The organism is Streptomyces sp. TAA486 (genome assembly GCF_000426165.1).
In genome coordinates this window covers 85825-101620 of sequence record NZ_AUEV01000006.1, presented here as the reverse complement: position 1 = coordinate 101620, position 15796 = coordinate 85825, and the positions used below count along the sequence as shown (strand labels likewise).

At 70.6% G+C, this 15796-nt stretch carries 9 protein-coding genes; 8 read left to right on the top strand and 1 reads right to left on the bottom strand.

Features of this window, described 5'->3' with window-relative positions:
* The first annotated feature begins 403 nt into the window (after positions 1 to 403).
* The 6 genes from I004_RS0109340 to glgB all read left to right on the top strand — a co-directional run bounded on the left by I004_RS0109340 (position 404) and on the right by glgB (position 11478).
* Positions 404 to 1669, top strand: a complete 1266-nt coding sequence (locus I004_RS0109340; RefSeq protein ID WP_028435259.1) for a cytochrome P450 — start codon at positions 404 to 406, stop codon at positions 1667 to 1669.
* Complete coding sequence (locus tag I004_RS0109335; protein ID WP_028435258.1) at positions 1666 to 2922, top strand: cytochrome P450; 1257 nt, start codon at positions 1666 to 1668, stop codon at positions 2920 to 2922. Before I004_RS0109340 ends, I004_RS0109335 begins: the two co-directional genes overlap by 4 nt.
* Before the next feature lie 315 nt (positions 2923 to 3237).
* Complete coding sequence (locus I004_RS0109330) at positions 3238 to 5307, top strand: alpha-1,4-glucan--maltose-1-phosphate maltosyltransferase (RefSeq protein WP_028435257.1); 2070 nt, start codon at positions 3238 to 3240, stop codon at positions 5305 to 5307.
* Entirely contained in the window at positions 5304 to 7019 is a 1716-nt protein-coding gene (gene treS, locus I004_RS0109325; protein WP_028435256.1) for a maltose alpha-D-glucosyltransferase, read from the top strand. Before I004_RS0109330 ends, treS begins: the two co-directional genes overlap by 4 nt.
* Positions 7020 to 7213: 194 nt before the next feature.
* Positions 7214 to 8752 (top strand): maltokinase N-terminal cap-like domain-containing protein, encoded by a 1539-nt coding sequence (locus I004_RS0109320; protein WP_028435255.1) that lies wholly within the window; start codon positions 7214 to 7216, stop codon positions 8750 to 8752.
* A gap of 371 nt (positions 8753 to 9123) precedes the next feature.
* On the top strand, positions 9124 to 11478 hold the full coding sequence (glgB, locus tag I004_RS0109315) for a 1,4-alpha-glucan branching protein GlgB (RefSeq protein ID WP_078510994.1): 2355 nt from the start codon (positions 9124 to 9126) through the stop codon (positions 11476 to 11478).
* A 95-nt stretch (positions 11479 to 11573) separates the two neighbouring features.
* Here glgB and I004_RS33120 read toward each other — a convergent pair whose 3' ends face one another.
* Positions 11574 to 13004 (bottom strand): cation:dicarboxylate symporter family transporter, encoded by a 1431-nt coding sequence (locus tag I004_RS33120; protein WP_051344910.1) that lies wholly within the window; start codon positions 13002 to 13004, stop codon positions 11574 to 11576.
* Positions 13005 to 13162: 158 nt separating this feature from the next.
* On the opposite strand from I004_RS33120, the gene I004_RS33115 reads away from it, so the two are divergent.
* Positions 13163 to 14917 carry a sensor histidine kinase gene (locus I004_RS33115; RefSeq protein WP_037975615.1) on the top strand — a complete coding sequence of 585 codons (1755 nt, stop codon included), beginning with the start codon at positions 13163 to 13165 and terminating at the stop codon, positions 14915 to 14917.
* Positions 14914 to 15624 carry a response regulator gene (locus I004_RS0109300; RefSeq protein WP_028435253.1) on the top strand — a complete coding sequence of 237 codons (711 nt, stop codon included), beginning with the start codon at positions 14914 to 14916 and terminating at the stop codon, positions 15622 to 15624. The genes I004_RS33115 and I004_RS0109300 overlap by 4 nt, the downstream gene beginning before the upstream one ends.
* The last annotated feature ends 172 nt before the right edge of the window (positions 15625 to 15796 follow it).

The following is a 15796-nucleotide window of genomic DNA, read 5'->3' as shown; positions in this document are numbered from 1 at the left end:
GCCCGGAATGCGCTGCTCCACCCTCTCGACCCGGCTCCGCCTCTCCTCCTAAGCTTCGTGGCCTCAGTACAGGGGGCACAACTTCTGCACGTCCCACCTGGACCTCTCCACACAGGACGCGGACGTCACGGGCAGAGAGCACGGAGGTGAGCGGAGAGCAACGGTGCGGGCCGCGCGCAGCGGCCCAGGGCACGCTCGCTCCCCGTCGGGGTGAAGTGTGACGCGCAGCACAGCGGTGGGTTCCTGACCAGCTCCCGGTACCGCCTGCGCCACTGGATCCGTGTTCCTGTTCGGGTCGCGCAGTCCAGTCCTCGTCCACGCAATCGGTCGCGATCCATCACACGGAAGGTTTTGCATCGTGACGGCGTATCAACACGCCCACCAGGGGGATTACGGATACGGGATGCCGGCCCCGCCGCCCGAGTGCCCGGCGCACGCCTCGGACAAGGCGGTGCCGCTCAGCGGCCCCCGCTTCCACACCGACCCGTCCGGCCACTACCGCGAGATGCGGGCCGAGCACGGCCCCGTCGTGCCGGTGCTGCTGCCCGGCGACGTCCCGGCGTGGCTGGTCATCGGCTATCAGGAGATGTACCAGGTCACCACTGACGCCAAGCTCTTCCCGCGCGACTCCGGGCTGTGGAACCAGTGGGAGACGCTGCCGGAGGACTGGCCCCTGCGGCCCATGATCGGCCAGCGGCAGCCGTCCATCTACTACACGGTCGGCGCGGAGCACCAGCGCCACCTGGAGATGGTGCAGACGGCCATGCAGAACATCAGCGCTCTCGAACTGCGGACGCACTGCGAGGAGTTGGCGGATCAGCTGCTCGACGGGTTCTGCGCGCGCGGCGAGGCGGACATCATCGCCGAGTACGCCAAGCCGCTGCCCATCCTCGTGCTGGCCAGGCTGCTGGGCTTCCCCGACTCGGACGGCCCGGGCCTCATCAAGGCGATGAGCGCCCTGGCGGACGGCGGCGCGGACGCCCTCGAGGGATTCCAGTACTTCGGCGCCAAGATCCACGAGCTGGTGGCGGAAAAGCAAGCGGCCGCGGGCGCCGACCTGACGTCGTGGATGCTCGCTTACCCCGAGTACTTCACGGACGAGGAGTACGCGCTGGACCTGATGGCCATCACGGCTGCGGGCCATCTGCCCACCGCCGACTGGATCGGCAACTCCATACGCCTGATGCTCACCGACGACCGCTTCTCCGCCTCGCTCACCGGGAACCGGCGCAGCATCCCCGAGGCGATGAACGAGGTGCTGTGGGAGGACACCCCCACGCAGATCCTCGCCGGGCGGTGGGCGGCGTGGGACACCTGGCTCGGCGGTCAGCGAATACGCACCGGCGACATGCTGCTGCTCGGGCTCGCCGGGGCCAACGCGGACCCGAAGGTCCACGTCGACGCGGCGGGCGCCGACACGGCGCTGCGCGGAGGCAACAGCGCTCATTTCGCCTTCAGCCACGGCGAGTTCCAGTGCCCCTTCCAGGCGCAGGAGATCGCGGAGACGATCGCCCGCGTCGGGATCGAGGTGCTCCTCGACCGGCTGCCCGAGATCGACCTGGCCGTGCCGGCCGGCGCCCTGGCGCGGCGGCCCTCCGCGTTCCTGCGCGGGATGACGGCGCTGCCCGTCCGCTTCGCCCCCACACCCCCCATCGAAGGCAAGCCATGACTGCTCCCGCGTCCCCCTCATCGTCCGCCGGGCAGGTCGGGTGCCCCGTCGTCATCGACCCGATGGTGCGCGATCTGGACGGGGAGACCCGTCGTCTGCGCGACGCCGGCACCCTCACCCGCATCGAGCTGCTCGGGGTGCCGGCCTGGTCCATCACCACTCACGCCGAGGCCAGGCGGCTTCTGACGGACCAGCGGCTGGTGAAGGACATCAACCAGTGGACGCTGTGGCGCACGGGAGAGGTCACGCACGAGTGGCCGCTGATCGGCATGATCGACGCGGGACGCTCGATGTTCACCGTCGACGGCGCCGAGCACCGCCGGCTGCGTACGAAGACGGCGCAGGCCGTCACTCCGCGCCGTCTGGAGAACCTGCGCCCGGTGATCGAGGGCATCACCCACCGGCTGCTGGACGACCTGGAGGTGCAGGGCAAGGAGGGCGCGGTCGATCTGAAGTCGGTCTTCGCCCTTCCGCTGCCGATGTCGGTCATCAGCGAGCTCATGGGCGTGGACCCGGCGCTCCACCCCCGGCTGCACGTCCTCTACAAGGCGTTCTTCTCGATGCTGACGCCGCAGGACGAGCGGCTCGCGGTCATCGACGAACTCGACGTCATCTTCACCGACATGGTCAGGGCCCGTACCGCCGACCCCCGGGACGACCTCACCAGCGCGCTGATCCTCGCGGACGAGGGCGGAGAGCCACTCACCGAGGAAGAGGTCGTCGGCAACCTGAAGGCGATGGTCGCCGCGGGGCACGAGACGACCATCGGTCTCATCCTGAACGCCGTACGGGCGCTGCTCACCCACCCGGAGCAGCTGCGCATGGTGCTCGACGGCGATGTCGGCTGGGACGCCGTCGTCGAGGAGACACTGCGCTGGGACACGCCGACCACGCACCTGCTGATGCGCTTCGCGACGGAGGACATCAATGTCGGCGAAGGCGTCATCCAGGAGGGCGAGGGCGTCGTCATCTCCTACCGTGCGATCGGCTGGGACCCGGAGCAACACGGGCCCGACGCCGACCGGTTCGACATCGCCAGGCCGTCGCCCAACCGCCACATGACCTTCGGTCACGGACCGCACATCTGCCCGGGTGCGGCGCTGTCGCGACTGGAGGCGGGCATCGCCCTGCCGGCGCTCTTCGACCGCTTCCCCGGCATCCGGTTCGCCGTGCCGGTCGAGGAGATCGTCAACCAGCCGGTGCTGACCCAGAACGACCTGCGGTCCTTCCCCGTCCATCTGCACGGGGATTGAAGGGGGTCGCCCCGCCGCGTCGGGCGGACGGCCCGCCCGCCGTGGCCAACCCCCCACGTGGCGCGCATTCTTGGGAGCGGACGCAGGCCCGTCCGCGGGTCCGCTTACCTGCCGCGCCCCCGGAGGTCGCCCGGAGCGAGGGCCGGGAGGCGGCCCGCGCCGGGCCCGTACGGGGCACGGACCGGGTGCGGAGGGCCGGGCGGGTGAACGCGCGCTGCCGCCAAGCACGGGGCACCGGGCCACCAGGTGAAGCAGATAGAACAGGCAGAAGATCACAAACCGTCCGCCTGTTCCATCCCGCACCAAGGTGAAGCAATGATCGGTCGCATTCCCGTCCTCGACGTCCGGCCCCTCGTCGACTGCGGGCGCCACCCCGCCAAGGCCGTACCGGGCGAGACGTTCCAGGTCTCGGCCACCATCTTCCGCGAAGGGCACGACGCGCTCGGCGCCAACGTCGTGCTCCGTGACGCCACCGGCCGCCGCGGGCCCTGGACCCCGATGCGCGAACTCGCCCCCGGAACCGACCGCTGGGCCGCCGACATCACCCCCGACAGCGAGGGGAGATGGACCTACGCGATCGAGGCATGGGGCGACCCCCTCACCACCTGGAGACGCCAGGCGAAGCTGAAGATCCCCGCGGGCATCGACACCGAAGCCGTGCTGGAGGAAGGCGCGGTGCTGCACGAGCGGGCCGCCGCCGACGTGCCCAGAAGTGAGGGCAGGGACTGCGTCGCGGCCGTGGCCGACGCGTTGCGCAGCCGGAGCCGCGGCGTCGCCGCACGCCTGTCGGCAGCGCTGACGCCGCAGGTGACGGGCATCCTGGAGCGGTATCCGCTGCGCGAACTGGTCACCGCGACACGTCCGCTTCCCCTCCAAGTCGAGCGCGAGCGCGCCCAGTTCGGATCGTGGTACGAGTTCTTCCCACGCTCCGAGGGCGCGCGGCTCCCGCAGGAGGAAGGCGAACCTCCCGTCTCCGGCACGTTCCGCACCGCGGCGGAACGGCTCGATGCGGTGGCGGCCATGGGCTTCGACGTCATCTACCTGCCACCGGTGCATCCCATCGGCGACGACTTCCGCAAGGGCCCCAACAACGCGCTCTCCGCCGGACCTCACGACGTGGGCTCGCCCTGGGCCGTGGGTTCGGCGGCCGGCGGCCACGACGCGCTGCACCCCGACCTGGGCACCGTGGAGGACTTCGAGTACTTCGTGGAACGTGCCCGGTCCCTGGGCCTGGAGGTCGCGCTGGACTTCGCCCTGCAGTGCTCGCCGGACCATCCGTGGATCAAGGAGCATCCCGAGTGGTTCCGGCACCGCCCTGACGGCACCATCGCGCACGCGGAGAACCCGCCGAAGAAGTACCAGGACATCGTCCCGCTCGCCTTCGACACGGACCCGGATGCCTACGCGTCGCTCGTCCGCGAGACCTTGCGCCTGCTCCGGCTGTGGATGGGGCGGGGCGTGCGCATCTTCCGCGTCGACAACCCGCACACCAAGCCGGTGGGCTTCTGGGAGAAGGTCATCGGCGACATCAACCGCTGCGATCCCGATGTCGTCTTCCTCGCCGAGGCGTTCACGCGTCCCGCGATGATGCACGCCCTCGCCAGGGCGGGCTTCCAGCAGTCCTACACGTACTTCACCTGGCGCAACACCAAGCAGGAGCTGACGGAGTATCTGACGGAGCTGTCGGGCGAGTCCGCCGCGTACATGCGTCCGAACTTCTTCGTGAACACCCCCGACATCCTCCACGCGAGCCTCCAGGAGGGCGGCCGCCCCGTCTTCGAGACGAGGGCCGTGCTCGCGGCGACGCTCTCCCCTTCGTGGGGCATGTACGCGGGCTACGAACTGTGCGAGTCGGAGGCGGTGCGGCCCGGCAGCGAGGAGTACCTGGACTCGGAGAAGTACCAACTGCGTCCGCGCGACTGGGCCGCCGCCGAGGAGTCCGGGCAGACGATCACGCCGCTGATCGGGCAGCTCAACCGGCTGCGGCGCGACCGTCCCGCTCTGCGCGGAATGCGCTCGCTGACCTTCCACCACTGCGACAACGAGCAGGTCATCGCCTTCTCCAAGCACTGGACGGGGCAGGGGCAGGGCGGTCAACAGGACACCGACGCCGTCATCGTCGTGGTCAGTCTCGACCCGGCACGCACGCAGGAGGCGACGGTGACGCTGGAGGGAGACGACCTGCGCCGTTTCGGACTCACCGAGGCACAGGCCGACGGGAGGGAGACCTTCCCGGTGCGCGACGAGCTCACCGGGAGGACGTACGAGTGGAGCAGGAACAACTACGTGCGCCTGGCCCCGGGAGGCGACTCCCCCGCGGCAGCGCACATTTTCACGCTGCGGCCCGAGCCCGACCCCACCGATCCGAAGGGCACTCACCCATGACGACCGTGAACCTACCTGTGCATGACACCTTCGAGGACACGCCCGCCCAGGACCGCGACCCGGAGTGGTTCAAGCGGGCCGTCTTCTACGAAGTGCTGGTCCGCTCCTTCCACGACAGCAACGGCGACGGCATCGGAGACCTCAAGGGGCTCACCGCGAAGCTCGACTATCTCCAGTGGCTGGGCGTCGACTGCCTGTGGCTGCCGCCGTTCTTCAAATCGCCGCTGCGTGACGGGGGTTACGACGTCTCCGACTACACGTCCGTGCTGCCGGAGTTCGGGGACCTGGCGGACTTCGTGGAGTTCACCGACTCGGCGCACCAGCGCGGCATGCGCGTCATCATCGACATGGTCATGAACCACACCAGTGACCAGCACCCGTGGTTCCAGGAGTCCCGGCACGACCCCGACGGGCCCTACGGCGACTACTACGTCTGGGACGACGAGGACACCCGCTACGCCGACGCGCGGATCATCTTCGTCGACACCGAGGCGTCCAACTGGACGTTCGACCCCGTACGCAAGCAGTACTTCTTCCACCGCTTCTTCTCCCACCAGCCGGACCTGAACTACGAGAACCCGGCCGTGCAGGAGGAGATGATCTCCGCGCTGCGCTTCTGGCTGGACCTGGGCGTGGACGGCTTCCGGCTGGACGCCGTGCCCTACCTGTACGCCGAGGAGGGCACCAACTGCGAAAACCTGCCCCGCTCGCACGGCTTCCTGAAGCGCGTGCGCGCCGAGATCGACACCCACTACCCCGACACCGTGCTGCTCGCCGAGGCCAACCAGTGGCCCGAGGACGTCGTCGACTACTTCGGCGACTACGACAAGGGCGGCGACGAGTGCCACATGGCCTTCCACTTCCCGGTCATGCCGCGCATCTTCATGGCGGTGCGCCGCGAATCGCGCTACCCCGTCTCGGAGGTCCTCGCCAAGACCCCGCAGATCCCCTCCGGCTGCCAGTGGGGGATCTTCCTGCGCAACCACGACGAGCTGACGCTGGAGATGGTCACCGACGAGGAGCGCGACTACATGTACGCGGAGTACGCCAAGGACCCGCGCATGCGCGCCAACATCGGCATCCGCCGCCGCCTCGCCACGCTGCTGGACAACGACCGCGACCAGATCGAGCTGTTCACCGCCCTGCTCCTGTCGCTGCCCGGTTCGCCGATCCTCTACTACGGCGACGAGATCGGCATGGGCGACAACATCTGGCTCGGGGACAGGGACGCCGTACGCACGCCCATGCAGTGGACGCCGGACCGCAACGCGGGCTTCTCCTCCTGCGACCCGGGGCGGCTCTTCCTCCCCACGATCATGGACCCGGTCCACGGCTACCAGGTCACCAATGTCGAGGCGGCGATGACTTCGCCGAGCTCCCTCCTGCACTGGACGCGGCGGATGGTGGAGATCCGCAAGCAGAATCCGGCCTTCGGGCTGGGCACGTACACCGAACTGTCCTCGTCCAACCCGGCCGTGCTGGCGTTCCTGCGCGAGGTGCGGCTGCCGGACGGCGGCGACGACCTTGTGATGTGCGTGAACAACTTCTCCCGCTTCCCCCAGCCGACCGAACTGGACCTGCAGTTCTTCAACGGGCGCGTACCGGAGGAACTCATCGGCGGTGTGCGCTTCCCGCCGATCGGCGAACTGCCCTATCTGCTGACGCTGGGCGGCCACGGCTTCTACTGGTTCCGCCTGCGCAGGCAGAACTGACGGAGCATCCACCGGAGCGGAACGGGAAGGCCCGGGGCGGGCGGCCCGGGCCTTCCGCATATGCCGAGGGCGGGCGGCGCACCCGGCCGGCGGGTGAAGATCTCCGACACGGCCTGCACAACCAGACACGGATCATGACATTCAGCCACAATCTGCGTGCTTTTCGTGTACCCGGGGAAAGGACGCCAGACGTCATGTCGGAAAGTTCCTTGTCCCGCACGGCCCTTCGGACGGACACCGTCCCCTCCGCCGGCGAACTGCTCGGCTCCCTGGCCCGGCCGCTCACCGAATGGCTGCCCCGGCAGCGCTGGTTCGCCGGCAAGGACCGCGCCATCGGCGGTCTCGGTCTTCTCACCGCGACCTGGCTGCTGCCCTGCGACGGCCCGGGAGAGGCGCCCGGCCTGATCCATCTGCTGCTGCGGGCACGGCACCACGGCGGGGACGCGCAGTCGGCCGACTGCTACCAACTGCTGCTCGGAGTACGGGACGCCGCCTCTCCCCTGCCGCCGGAACTCTCCCCCGCCCTCATCGGCCGCCCCGACGGCGGGCCCCTGCACGGCCACGTCGTCTACGAGGCACTCCACGACCCCCTGCTCGCTGGGCATCTGCTGGAACGGCTCGGCGCCCCCGGGCGGGTCGGACCACTGCGCTTCCGGCGCGAGCCGGAGACCACCGTGCGGAGGGGACTCACGCCCCGGCCGCTGGCGGCGGACCAGTCCAACTCCTCGGTGGTGTACGGCGATCGGTACATCCTCAAGCTCTTCCGCCGCGTCGAACCCGGGATCAATCCCGATCTCGAACTGCCGCTCGCGCTTTCCCGGCACGGCTCTCGGCGGGTTCCCGCCCCCACGGCCTGGTTCGAGGCGGATGCCACCTCGGAGATCACCGGGACGGCGACGGCCCAGCCCCCCGGCGGAGTTTCCGGCGAAGAAAGCGGCCCCGCAGTTGCCCCGCTGACGCTCGGCGTGCTTCAACCGTTCCTGACCGGCTGCCGCGACGGCTGGCAGCTCGCCCTGGACGCACTCGCCGAGCGGCGCGACTTCACCTCCGAGGCCCATGGCCTGGGACGCGCCACAGCCGAGGTGCACACCGGACTCGCCGAGGCGCTCCCCGCATGCGTCCTCGGCCGTGACGCCCTGGAGCGCACGGCCGAGGACATGACGCGGCGTCTGGAGGCCGCCGGGCGCGCGGTTCCCGAGCTGCGCCCCTACCGGCCAGGGCTGCGTGACGCGTTCCGCGCGCTCGCGGAACTGGGACGCGACGGTCACACCTGCCCCGCTCAGCGCGTGCACGGTGATCTGCATCTGGGACAGGTGCTGTCGGGGCCCGGGGGCCGGTGGTCCCTCATCGACTTCGAGGGAGAGCCGGCCCGGCCGCTTCCGGAGCGGCGCGTGCCGCAGCCGGTCGTGCGCGACATCGCGGGGATGCTGCGCTCCTTCGACTACGCGGCATGCCGGCGGCAGCCCGCGGAGCCGCGTTCCGCGGCGGGCGCGGCCGGGCCCGGTGACGACGGGTTCGCCCAGCGGTGGGCCGCCGCCAACCGGGACGCGTTCTGCACCGGTTACGCCGAGGCCGCCGGGACGGACCCGCGCGAGGAGGCCACGCTGCTGCGCGCGTACGAGACCGACAAGACGGTCTACGAAGTGCTCTACGAAGCCCGGCACCGGCCGACCTGGCTGCACGTACCGATGTCCGCGATCCGCCGCCTCGCGGCTGCGCCCGTGCACCGGTAGGCGGAAGCCCGGGCTCCCGCGGCCCGGCATGCCGGCCCCGACCACGCAATCAGGAGGTTCCGACCGTGACCGTCCCTCAGCTGCCGCCCGATCCCACGGGGAAGGTCCGGCCGCCCGTGCCTGCCACCTTCCTGTCCGGCCGGGCCGACGGGCCTGCCGGGGACGCCCGTTCGGGCTGGTCGCTGGCCGCCCTGACGGGCCCGCTCGCCAACCCGCCCGCCGGGCTCCCTCCACGGGAGCGGGCCCGGCGTGGCAAGGAACGGAGGCGGCCGGCGCAATCGCCTCGGACAGCGGCGATCGAGGCCGCGGGCTTGCGGGCCGCAGGACTCCAGGCCACCCCGGCCGCAGCGGCGGACCCGGACCGTTCCGTGATGCCTCCGGCCGGGACGGCACGCCCCCCGCGGCGGGACGGTTCCGGCGCCGGCACCGCAGCGCACCGCGCCGCCGCGACCAAGGCCCTGACCGTCGAGGACCGGGCCCGTCTGCTGGCGGGCGCCCACCCCGACCCGCACACCCACCTTGGCCCTCGCACCGTCCCCGGCGGCGCGGTCCGCTTCCGTGCGCTCCGCCCGTACGCGCGCTCCGTGACGGTCGTCGTCATGGACGGCGAGGGCGAACTCCGGGCCGAACTGCTCGACGAGGGCGACGGGTTCTTCGCCGGTGAGGTGACGGTTCCCGGTGACTCCGACGGCCCCGGTGACTCCGCCGCCCCGGACGGCACCCGTATCCCCCAGTACGAACTGCTGGTGCGGTACGGGGAGCGGCCCGGCGAGGAGGAGACCCGCGTCGTCGACCCGTACGGATTCCCGCCCGCCGTGGGCGAGTTGGACCTCCGGCTGTTCTCCGAAGGCAGACATGAGGCGCTGTGGAGGATGCTCGGCGCCCGCACGATGACGCACGGCGGCGTGGCGGGCACACGGTTCACCGTGTGGGCACCGAACGCGCGCGGTGTGCGCGTCGCCGGGGACTTCAACCGCTGGGACCCCACGGCGTCGCCGATGCGTTCGCTCGGCCCATCAGGGGTGTGGGAGCTGTTCCTTCCCCACGTCGGCGAAGGTGCCCTGTACAAGTTCGACGTCGTACGGGACGACGGTTCCAGCGAGTTGCACTCCGATCCGATGGCCCGTGCCACCGAGGTGCCGCCGGCCACCGCATCGGTCGTCCACACCTCGTCATTCAGATGGAGCGACGGGGACTGGCTCGACCGCCGCGGCGCGGGTCGTCCGCACGCGGCGCCCCTGTCCGTCTACGAGGTCCATCTGCCGTCCTGGCACCCGGGCCTGACCTACCGCGAGCTCGCCGTGCTGCTCCCCGCGTACGTGAAGGATCTGGGCTTCACGCACGTCGAGTTGATGCCGTGCGCGGAGCATCCGTTCGGCGGCTCATGGGGCTACCAGGTCACGGGCTTCTACGCGCCGACCTCGCGTCTGGGGAGCCCGGACGACTTCAAGTACCTGGTCGACTCGCTGCACCGTGCGGGGATCGGGGTGCTCATGGACTGGGTGCCCGCGCACTTCCCCAAGGACGAGTGGGGGCTCGCGCGCTTCGACGGCTCCTCGCTGTACGAGCACCCGGACCCCTCGCGGGCCGAGCACCCCGACTGGGGGACGCTGGAGTTCGACTTCGGGCGGCGCGAGGTGCGCGCCTTCCTCGTCGGCAGCGCGGTCCACTGGTGCGAGGAGTTCCACATCGACGGCCTCCGCGTGGACGCCGTCGCCTCCATGCTCTACCTCGACTACTCGCGCGGGCCGGGCGAGTGGACGCCCAACTCCCGCGGCGGGCGGGAGAATCCGGACGCGGTCGCCCTGTTGCAGGAGATGAACGCCACCCTCCACCGACGCTGCCCGGGCGTGATCACGGCGGCCGAGGAGTCCACGACCTGGGACGGGGTGACGCGCCCGACGGACCAGGTGGGCGAGGCCGGCTTCGGCGGCCTCGGCTTCGACTTCAAGTGGAACATGGGCTGGATGCACGACTCGCTCGGGTACATGCGGCTGGAGCCCGGGGAACGCACGTACCGGGGCGGTCAGTTGGCACGCGCCATGAGCTACGCCTACTCCGAGAACTTCATCCTGCCCGTCTCGCACGACGAGGTCGTGCACGGCAAGGGTTCGCTGGTGAGGAAGATGCCCGGCGACGCCCGGCAGCAGCGGGCGGACCACCGGGCGTTCCTCGGCTTCATGTGGGCGCACCCCGGCAAGCAACTGCTCTTCATGGGGCAGGAGTTCGCACAGGACACGGAATGGTCCGAGGAACGCGGCCCCGACTGGCGGCTGCTCGACTTCCCTGCACCCGGGGACGACGGGCACCGCGGCGTCCGGGACCTGGTGCGCGACCTCAACTCCCGCTACACGAGCACACCCGCGTTGTGGCAGCTCGACACCGATCCGGCGGGCTTCTCCTGGGTCGCGGACGGAACCAGCGGCGCGGCCGGCCTGGGCGGTGAGAGCGTCTTCGCGTTCCTGCGATTCGACGCGGGACGGGATCCGCTGCTGGCGGTGAGCAACTTCTCGTCCGTGCCGGTGGATTCGTACCGGCTGGGTGTGCCGGACACGGACGGCGACGGCTGGCACGAGGTCCTCAACACCGACGACGCGCGCTACGGCGGCAGCGGCACCGGCAACCAGGGGACACTGAAGTCCGAGGCGCACCAGGCACACGGGTATCCCGCGTCGATCACGCCGGTGCTGCCCGCGCTCTCGACGCTCTGGTTCCGTCCCGCCTGACGAGGGACGGACGGCACCTGCGTCACGAGCGAGGCCCGCCCGGTACGGCGTACCGGGCGGGCCTCGCTCGTGTCAGATGAGCGGAGCGGACGGTGTCAGCTGTCGCTCTTCGTCGTGGAGACGGGCTCCGAGGACTCGCCGGAGCGGGCCCCTGGCACATCCGCGTCCCCGGCCGCGCCACCCCGGCCGTCCGTGGTGCCGGTGTCCAGGAGCGAGGACTCGTCGAACGGCAGCTCACCGGAGAGGACCTGCTGCACCCGCGTCCTGTCGATCTCCTTGGTCCAAGTGCCGACCAGGACCGTCGCCACCGAGTTGCCCGCGAAGTTCGTCAGGGCGCGGGCCTCGCTCATGAAGCGGTCGATGCCGACGATCAGCCCGACGCCGTCGAGCAGTTCGGGCCTGTGGGACTGGAGTCCGCCCGCGAGCGTGGCCAGTCCGGCGCCGGTGACTCCGGCGGCGCCCTTGGACGCGACGAACATGAAGATCAGCAGGGAGATCTGCTGGCCGATCGTGAGCGGGTCGCCCATGGCCTCGGCGACGAAGATCGAGGCCATCGTCAGGTAGATCATCGTGCCGTCGAGGTTGAAGGAGTAGCCGGTCGGCACGGTGATGCCGACGACCGGCCTGCTGACTCCCAGGTGCTCCATCTTCGCGATGAGCCGCGGCAGCGCGGACTCGGAGGAGGAGGTGGAGAGGATCAGCAGGAACTCACGGGCCAGGTACTTGAACAGCGCGAGGATGTTGATCCCCGTGACCGCCTTCAGCAGCAGCCCCAGCACCCCGAAAATGAAGACGACACACGTGGCGTAGAAGCCGAACATGATGATCGCCAGAGATTTCAGTGCGTCGAGGCCGGTCTCCCCGACCACCGCCGCCATGGCGCCGAAGGCACCCACCGGGGCCGCCCACATCACCATCGCCAGTACGCGGAAGACCAGGCGCTGGATGTGTCCGATCCCGCGGAGGATCGGCTCGCCCGACGAGCCCATCGCCTGCAGCGCGAAGCCCACGAACAGGGCGATCAGCAGCGTCTGCAGGACCTCGCCCTCGGTGAAGGCCGACACCATCGTGGTGGGGATGATGCCGATGAGGAATTCGGCCGTCCCCTCACTTGCGCCCTCCGCCTCGGCGGCGCCGGCGCTGCGTGCCTCCTCGGTCAGATGCAGACCGCTGCCCGGGTCGAGGAGGTTCCCGACGACCAGCCCGATCGTGAGGGCGACCAGGGACATCGCCAGGAAGTAGCCGAGCGCGAGACCGCCCACGGCTCCGACCTTCGCGGCCTTACGGACCGAGCCGACGCCCAGCACGATGGTCACGAAGATGACCGGCGAGATCATCATGGTGATGAGGGCGACGAAGCCCTCACCGAGCGGCTTCAGTTCCTTGGCCGTGTCGGGCGCGATGAGGCCGAAGGTCACGCCGAGCACGACGGCACCGATCACGGCCAGGTACAGGTAATGCGTGCGGTCCCGCCTCGTCCGCTCCGGCGGCGCCGTCGGCGTGGGCGGCGGTGTCTGCTGAGACACGTCGGGCTCCTCGTTCTGCGTCGTCACTGCTCTGGCTCGGACCCGGGGGCCGGACTGCGGGCCCATGTCCGGGTCCCGGTGACTATGCATCGCCGCGTGACGCCCGTCACGCTTACGTGCATTACGTGCACCGAATTCCCACGAGGCAGACTGGCCGCATGCGCACTCCCCGTACACCTCGGCCTCCCCGCAGCCTGGCCGGCCAGCTCTTCGCGATGCAGGTCGTGCTGGTGGCGGTCGTGGTGGCGGGGTGCGCGGTCTTCGGATACGTCACGGACCGTATGCAGGCGGAGGAGTCGGCACGCCACCGCTCGTCCGCGACGGCCGGCGCGATCGCCCGCTCCCCGTCCGTACGGGAGGCGATCCGCACCCCCCGCCCGAGCGAGGAGCTGCAACCGTACGCGGAAAAGGTCCGCCGCGACACCGGTGTCACCTTCGTGACCATCATGAACACCGAGGGCATCCGCTGGACCCACCCGAATCCCGAGCGGATCGGAGGCCGCTTCGTCGGGCACATCGACCAGGCAGTGAAGGGGCGCAGCTTCAGCGAGACCTACACCGGGACGCTCGGACCGTCGGTGCGCGTGGTGACGCCGATCTGGGACGACGGCCGTGTGGTCGGGCTGGTCAGCGCGGGCATAGCCGTGGACACGATCACGGAGCAGCTGCGCCGTCAGGTCACACTGCTCCTCGGAGTGGCGGCGGGCGCGCTCGCGCTCGGCGGGATCGGCACGTATGTGATCAACGCGCGGCTGAGGCGCCACACGCACGGCATGAACGCGGCGGAGCTGAGCCGCATGCACGACTACCACCAGGCGACGCTGCACGCGGTGCGCGAGGGACTGCTGATGCTGGACGGACAGAAGCGGGTCGCCCTCGTCAACGACGGTGCGCGGGAGCTGCTGGGGCTGCGGGGCGTACGGAACGGCGTGGGTGAACGCGAAGACGGCGGCGACGAGCCCGAGGTGCTGGGGCGCAGCGTGGCGGAGCTCGGCCTGCCCAGAGCGCTGACCGGCGCGCTGCTCGCCTCCGAGCCCCGCGTGGACGAGGTGCATCTCACCGAGGACCGCGTGGTCCTCGTCAACACCTCGCCGGTGGACGGCGGTGAGCAGAGGGGCACGGTCGTGACGTTGCGGGATCACACCGAACTGCAGTCGCTCGCGGGCGAGTTGGACTCGGTGCGCGGCTTCGCGGAGGCTCTGCGGTCGCAGGCGCACGAGTCCGCGAACCGGCTGCACACCGTCATCTCCCTGATCGAGCTGGGGCGCACGGACGAGGCCGTGGAGTTCGCCACCGAAGAGCTGGAGCTGGCACAGGCCCTCACGGACGAGGTGGTCGCGGCCGTCGCCGAACCGGTGCTGGCAGCGCTGCTGCTCGGCAAGGCGGCGCAGGCGAACGAACGCGGCGTCGAACTGTCGCTGAGTCCCGACAGCCACATCGACGACGGTCTGCTGCCTGCCAGCCTCCCGCACCGCGATGTGATCACCGTGCTGGGGAATCTGATCGACAACGCGGTCGACGCGGCCGCCGGTTCCGCCGCGGGGCAGGGCACGTCCCGCGTAGGTGTCAGCGTGCGCGGAGAGCGCGACGAGAAGGGCAGCACGGCGCTGCTGCTGAAGGTCGCCGACAGCGGACCCGGCATCGCGCCGGACGACATCGAGTCGGTCTTCGAACGCGGCTGGTCCACCAAGGGCGCGGAAGTGCCGCGCACGGACGGCGGTTCAGGGCCCTCCGTCGGGGAGGACGAACGGAAGAACGGCAACGGCGCCGGCGGCCGGGCCCCACGCGGCCTCGGTCTGGCTCTCGTGCGGCAGGCGGTGCGACGTCACGGCGGCACGGTGGATGTGGGGACGACGGCGCAGGGCGGCGCGGAGTTCGCGGTGCGGCTTCCTCTTCCGCGGGACGAGCAGTGAGCGGGACGGGGGAGGCGGCCCCGCCCGTCCAGGTCCTGGTCGTCGAGGACGATCCGGTGACCGCGGACGCGCATGCGCTCTACGTCTCCCGCGTCCCCGGTTTCGCCGTCGCCGGCGTCGCGCATTCGCGGGCCGAGGCGCTGCGCGTGCTGGAGCGGACTCCTGTCGACCTGATCCTGCTCGACCTGTACCTCCCGGACGGTCACGGCCTGGCGCTGCTGCGGTCGCTGCGCGCCGCCGGACGCACGACCGACGTGTTCGCGGTGACCTCGGCACGCGATCTGACCGTCATCAGGGAGGGCGTCTCCCTGGGCGTCGTGCAGCACGTGCTGAAGCCCTTCACCTTTCCGACGCTGCGCGAACGGCTCTGCCGCTACGCGGAGTTCCGCAGCACCACGGCGACCTCGGACGGTGAGGCGAGCAGCCAGGCCGAGGTGGACAGGGCGCTGTCGGGGCTGCGCTCCGCGCCCGGATCCGCCGCGCTGCCGAAGGGGTTGAGCGAAGCCACGCTGGAGGCGGTGACGCGGGCGCTGCGTGAAGCGGGCGACGCGGGGCTCTCGGCGAGTGCCGCAGCGGAAGCGCTCGGCGTCAACAGGATCACGGCACGGCGCTATCTGGAGCACCTGGTCGAGGACGGCCGCGCAGGCCGCAAGCCGCAGTACGGGCAGGTCGGGCGCCCGGAGTTGTGCTACCGCTGGCGCGGCTGACGCCCCGCGGACCGGACGAGGAACCGTACGGGCAGCTGCGGCCCGGAGATCGACTGGAACCTTTCCTTACTTTTCTATTGTCTGGACCAATGCCCTCGCGCTAGCGTGCGGGCGCAGCACGCCTCCGCGACGGCCCTCTGTCGTCCCGGGCGATTCACGCTTCCCCATCCCC

Excerpts from the sequence above, each read along its gene's own strand:
- I004_RS0109330 (WP_028435257.1), top strand. The coding sequence starts at position 3,238 with ATGATCGGTCGCATTCCCGTCCTCGACGTCCGGCCCCTCGTCGACTGC.
- glgB (WP_078510994.1), top strand. The coding sequence starts at position 9,124 with ATGCCTCCGGCCGGGACGGCACGCCCCCCGCGGCGGGACGGTTCCGGC.
- I004_RS0109335 (WP_028435258.1), top strand. The coding sequence starts at position 1,666 with ATGACTGCTCCCGCGTCCCCCTCATCGTCCGCCGGGCAGGTCGGGTGC.
- I004_RS0109320 (WP_028435255.1), top strand. The coding sequence starts at position 7,214 with ATGTCGGAAAGTTCCTTGTCCCGCACGGCCCTTCGGACGGACACCGTC.
- I004_RS33115 (WP_037975615.1), top strand. The coding sequence starts at position 13,163 with ATGCGCACTCCCCGTACACCTCGGCCTCCCCGCAGCCTGGCCGGCCAG.
- treS (WP_028435256.1), top strand. The coding sequence starts at position 5,304 with ATGACGACCGTGAACCTACCTGTGCATGACACCTTCGAGGACACGCCC.
- I004_RS0109340 (WP_028435259.1), top strand. The coding sequence starts at position 404 with ATGCCGGCCCCGCCGCCCGAGTGCCCGGCGCACGCCTCGGACAAGGCG.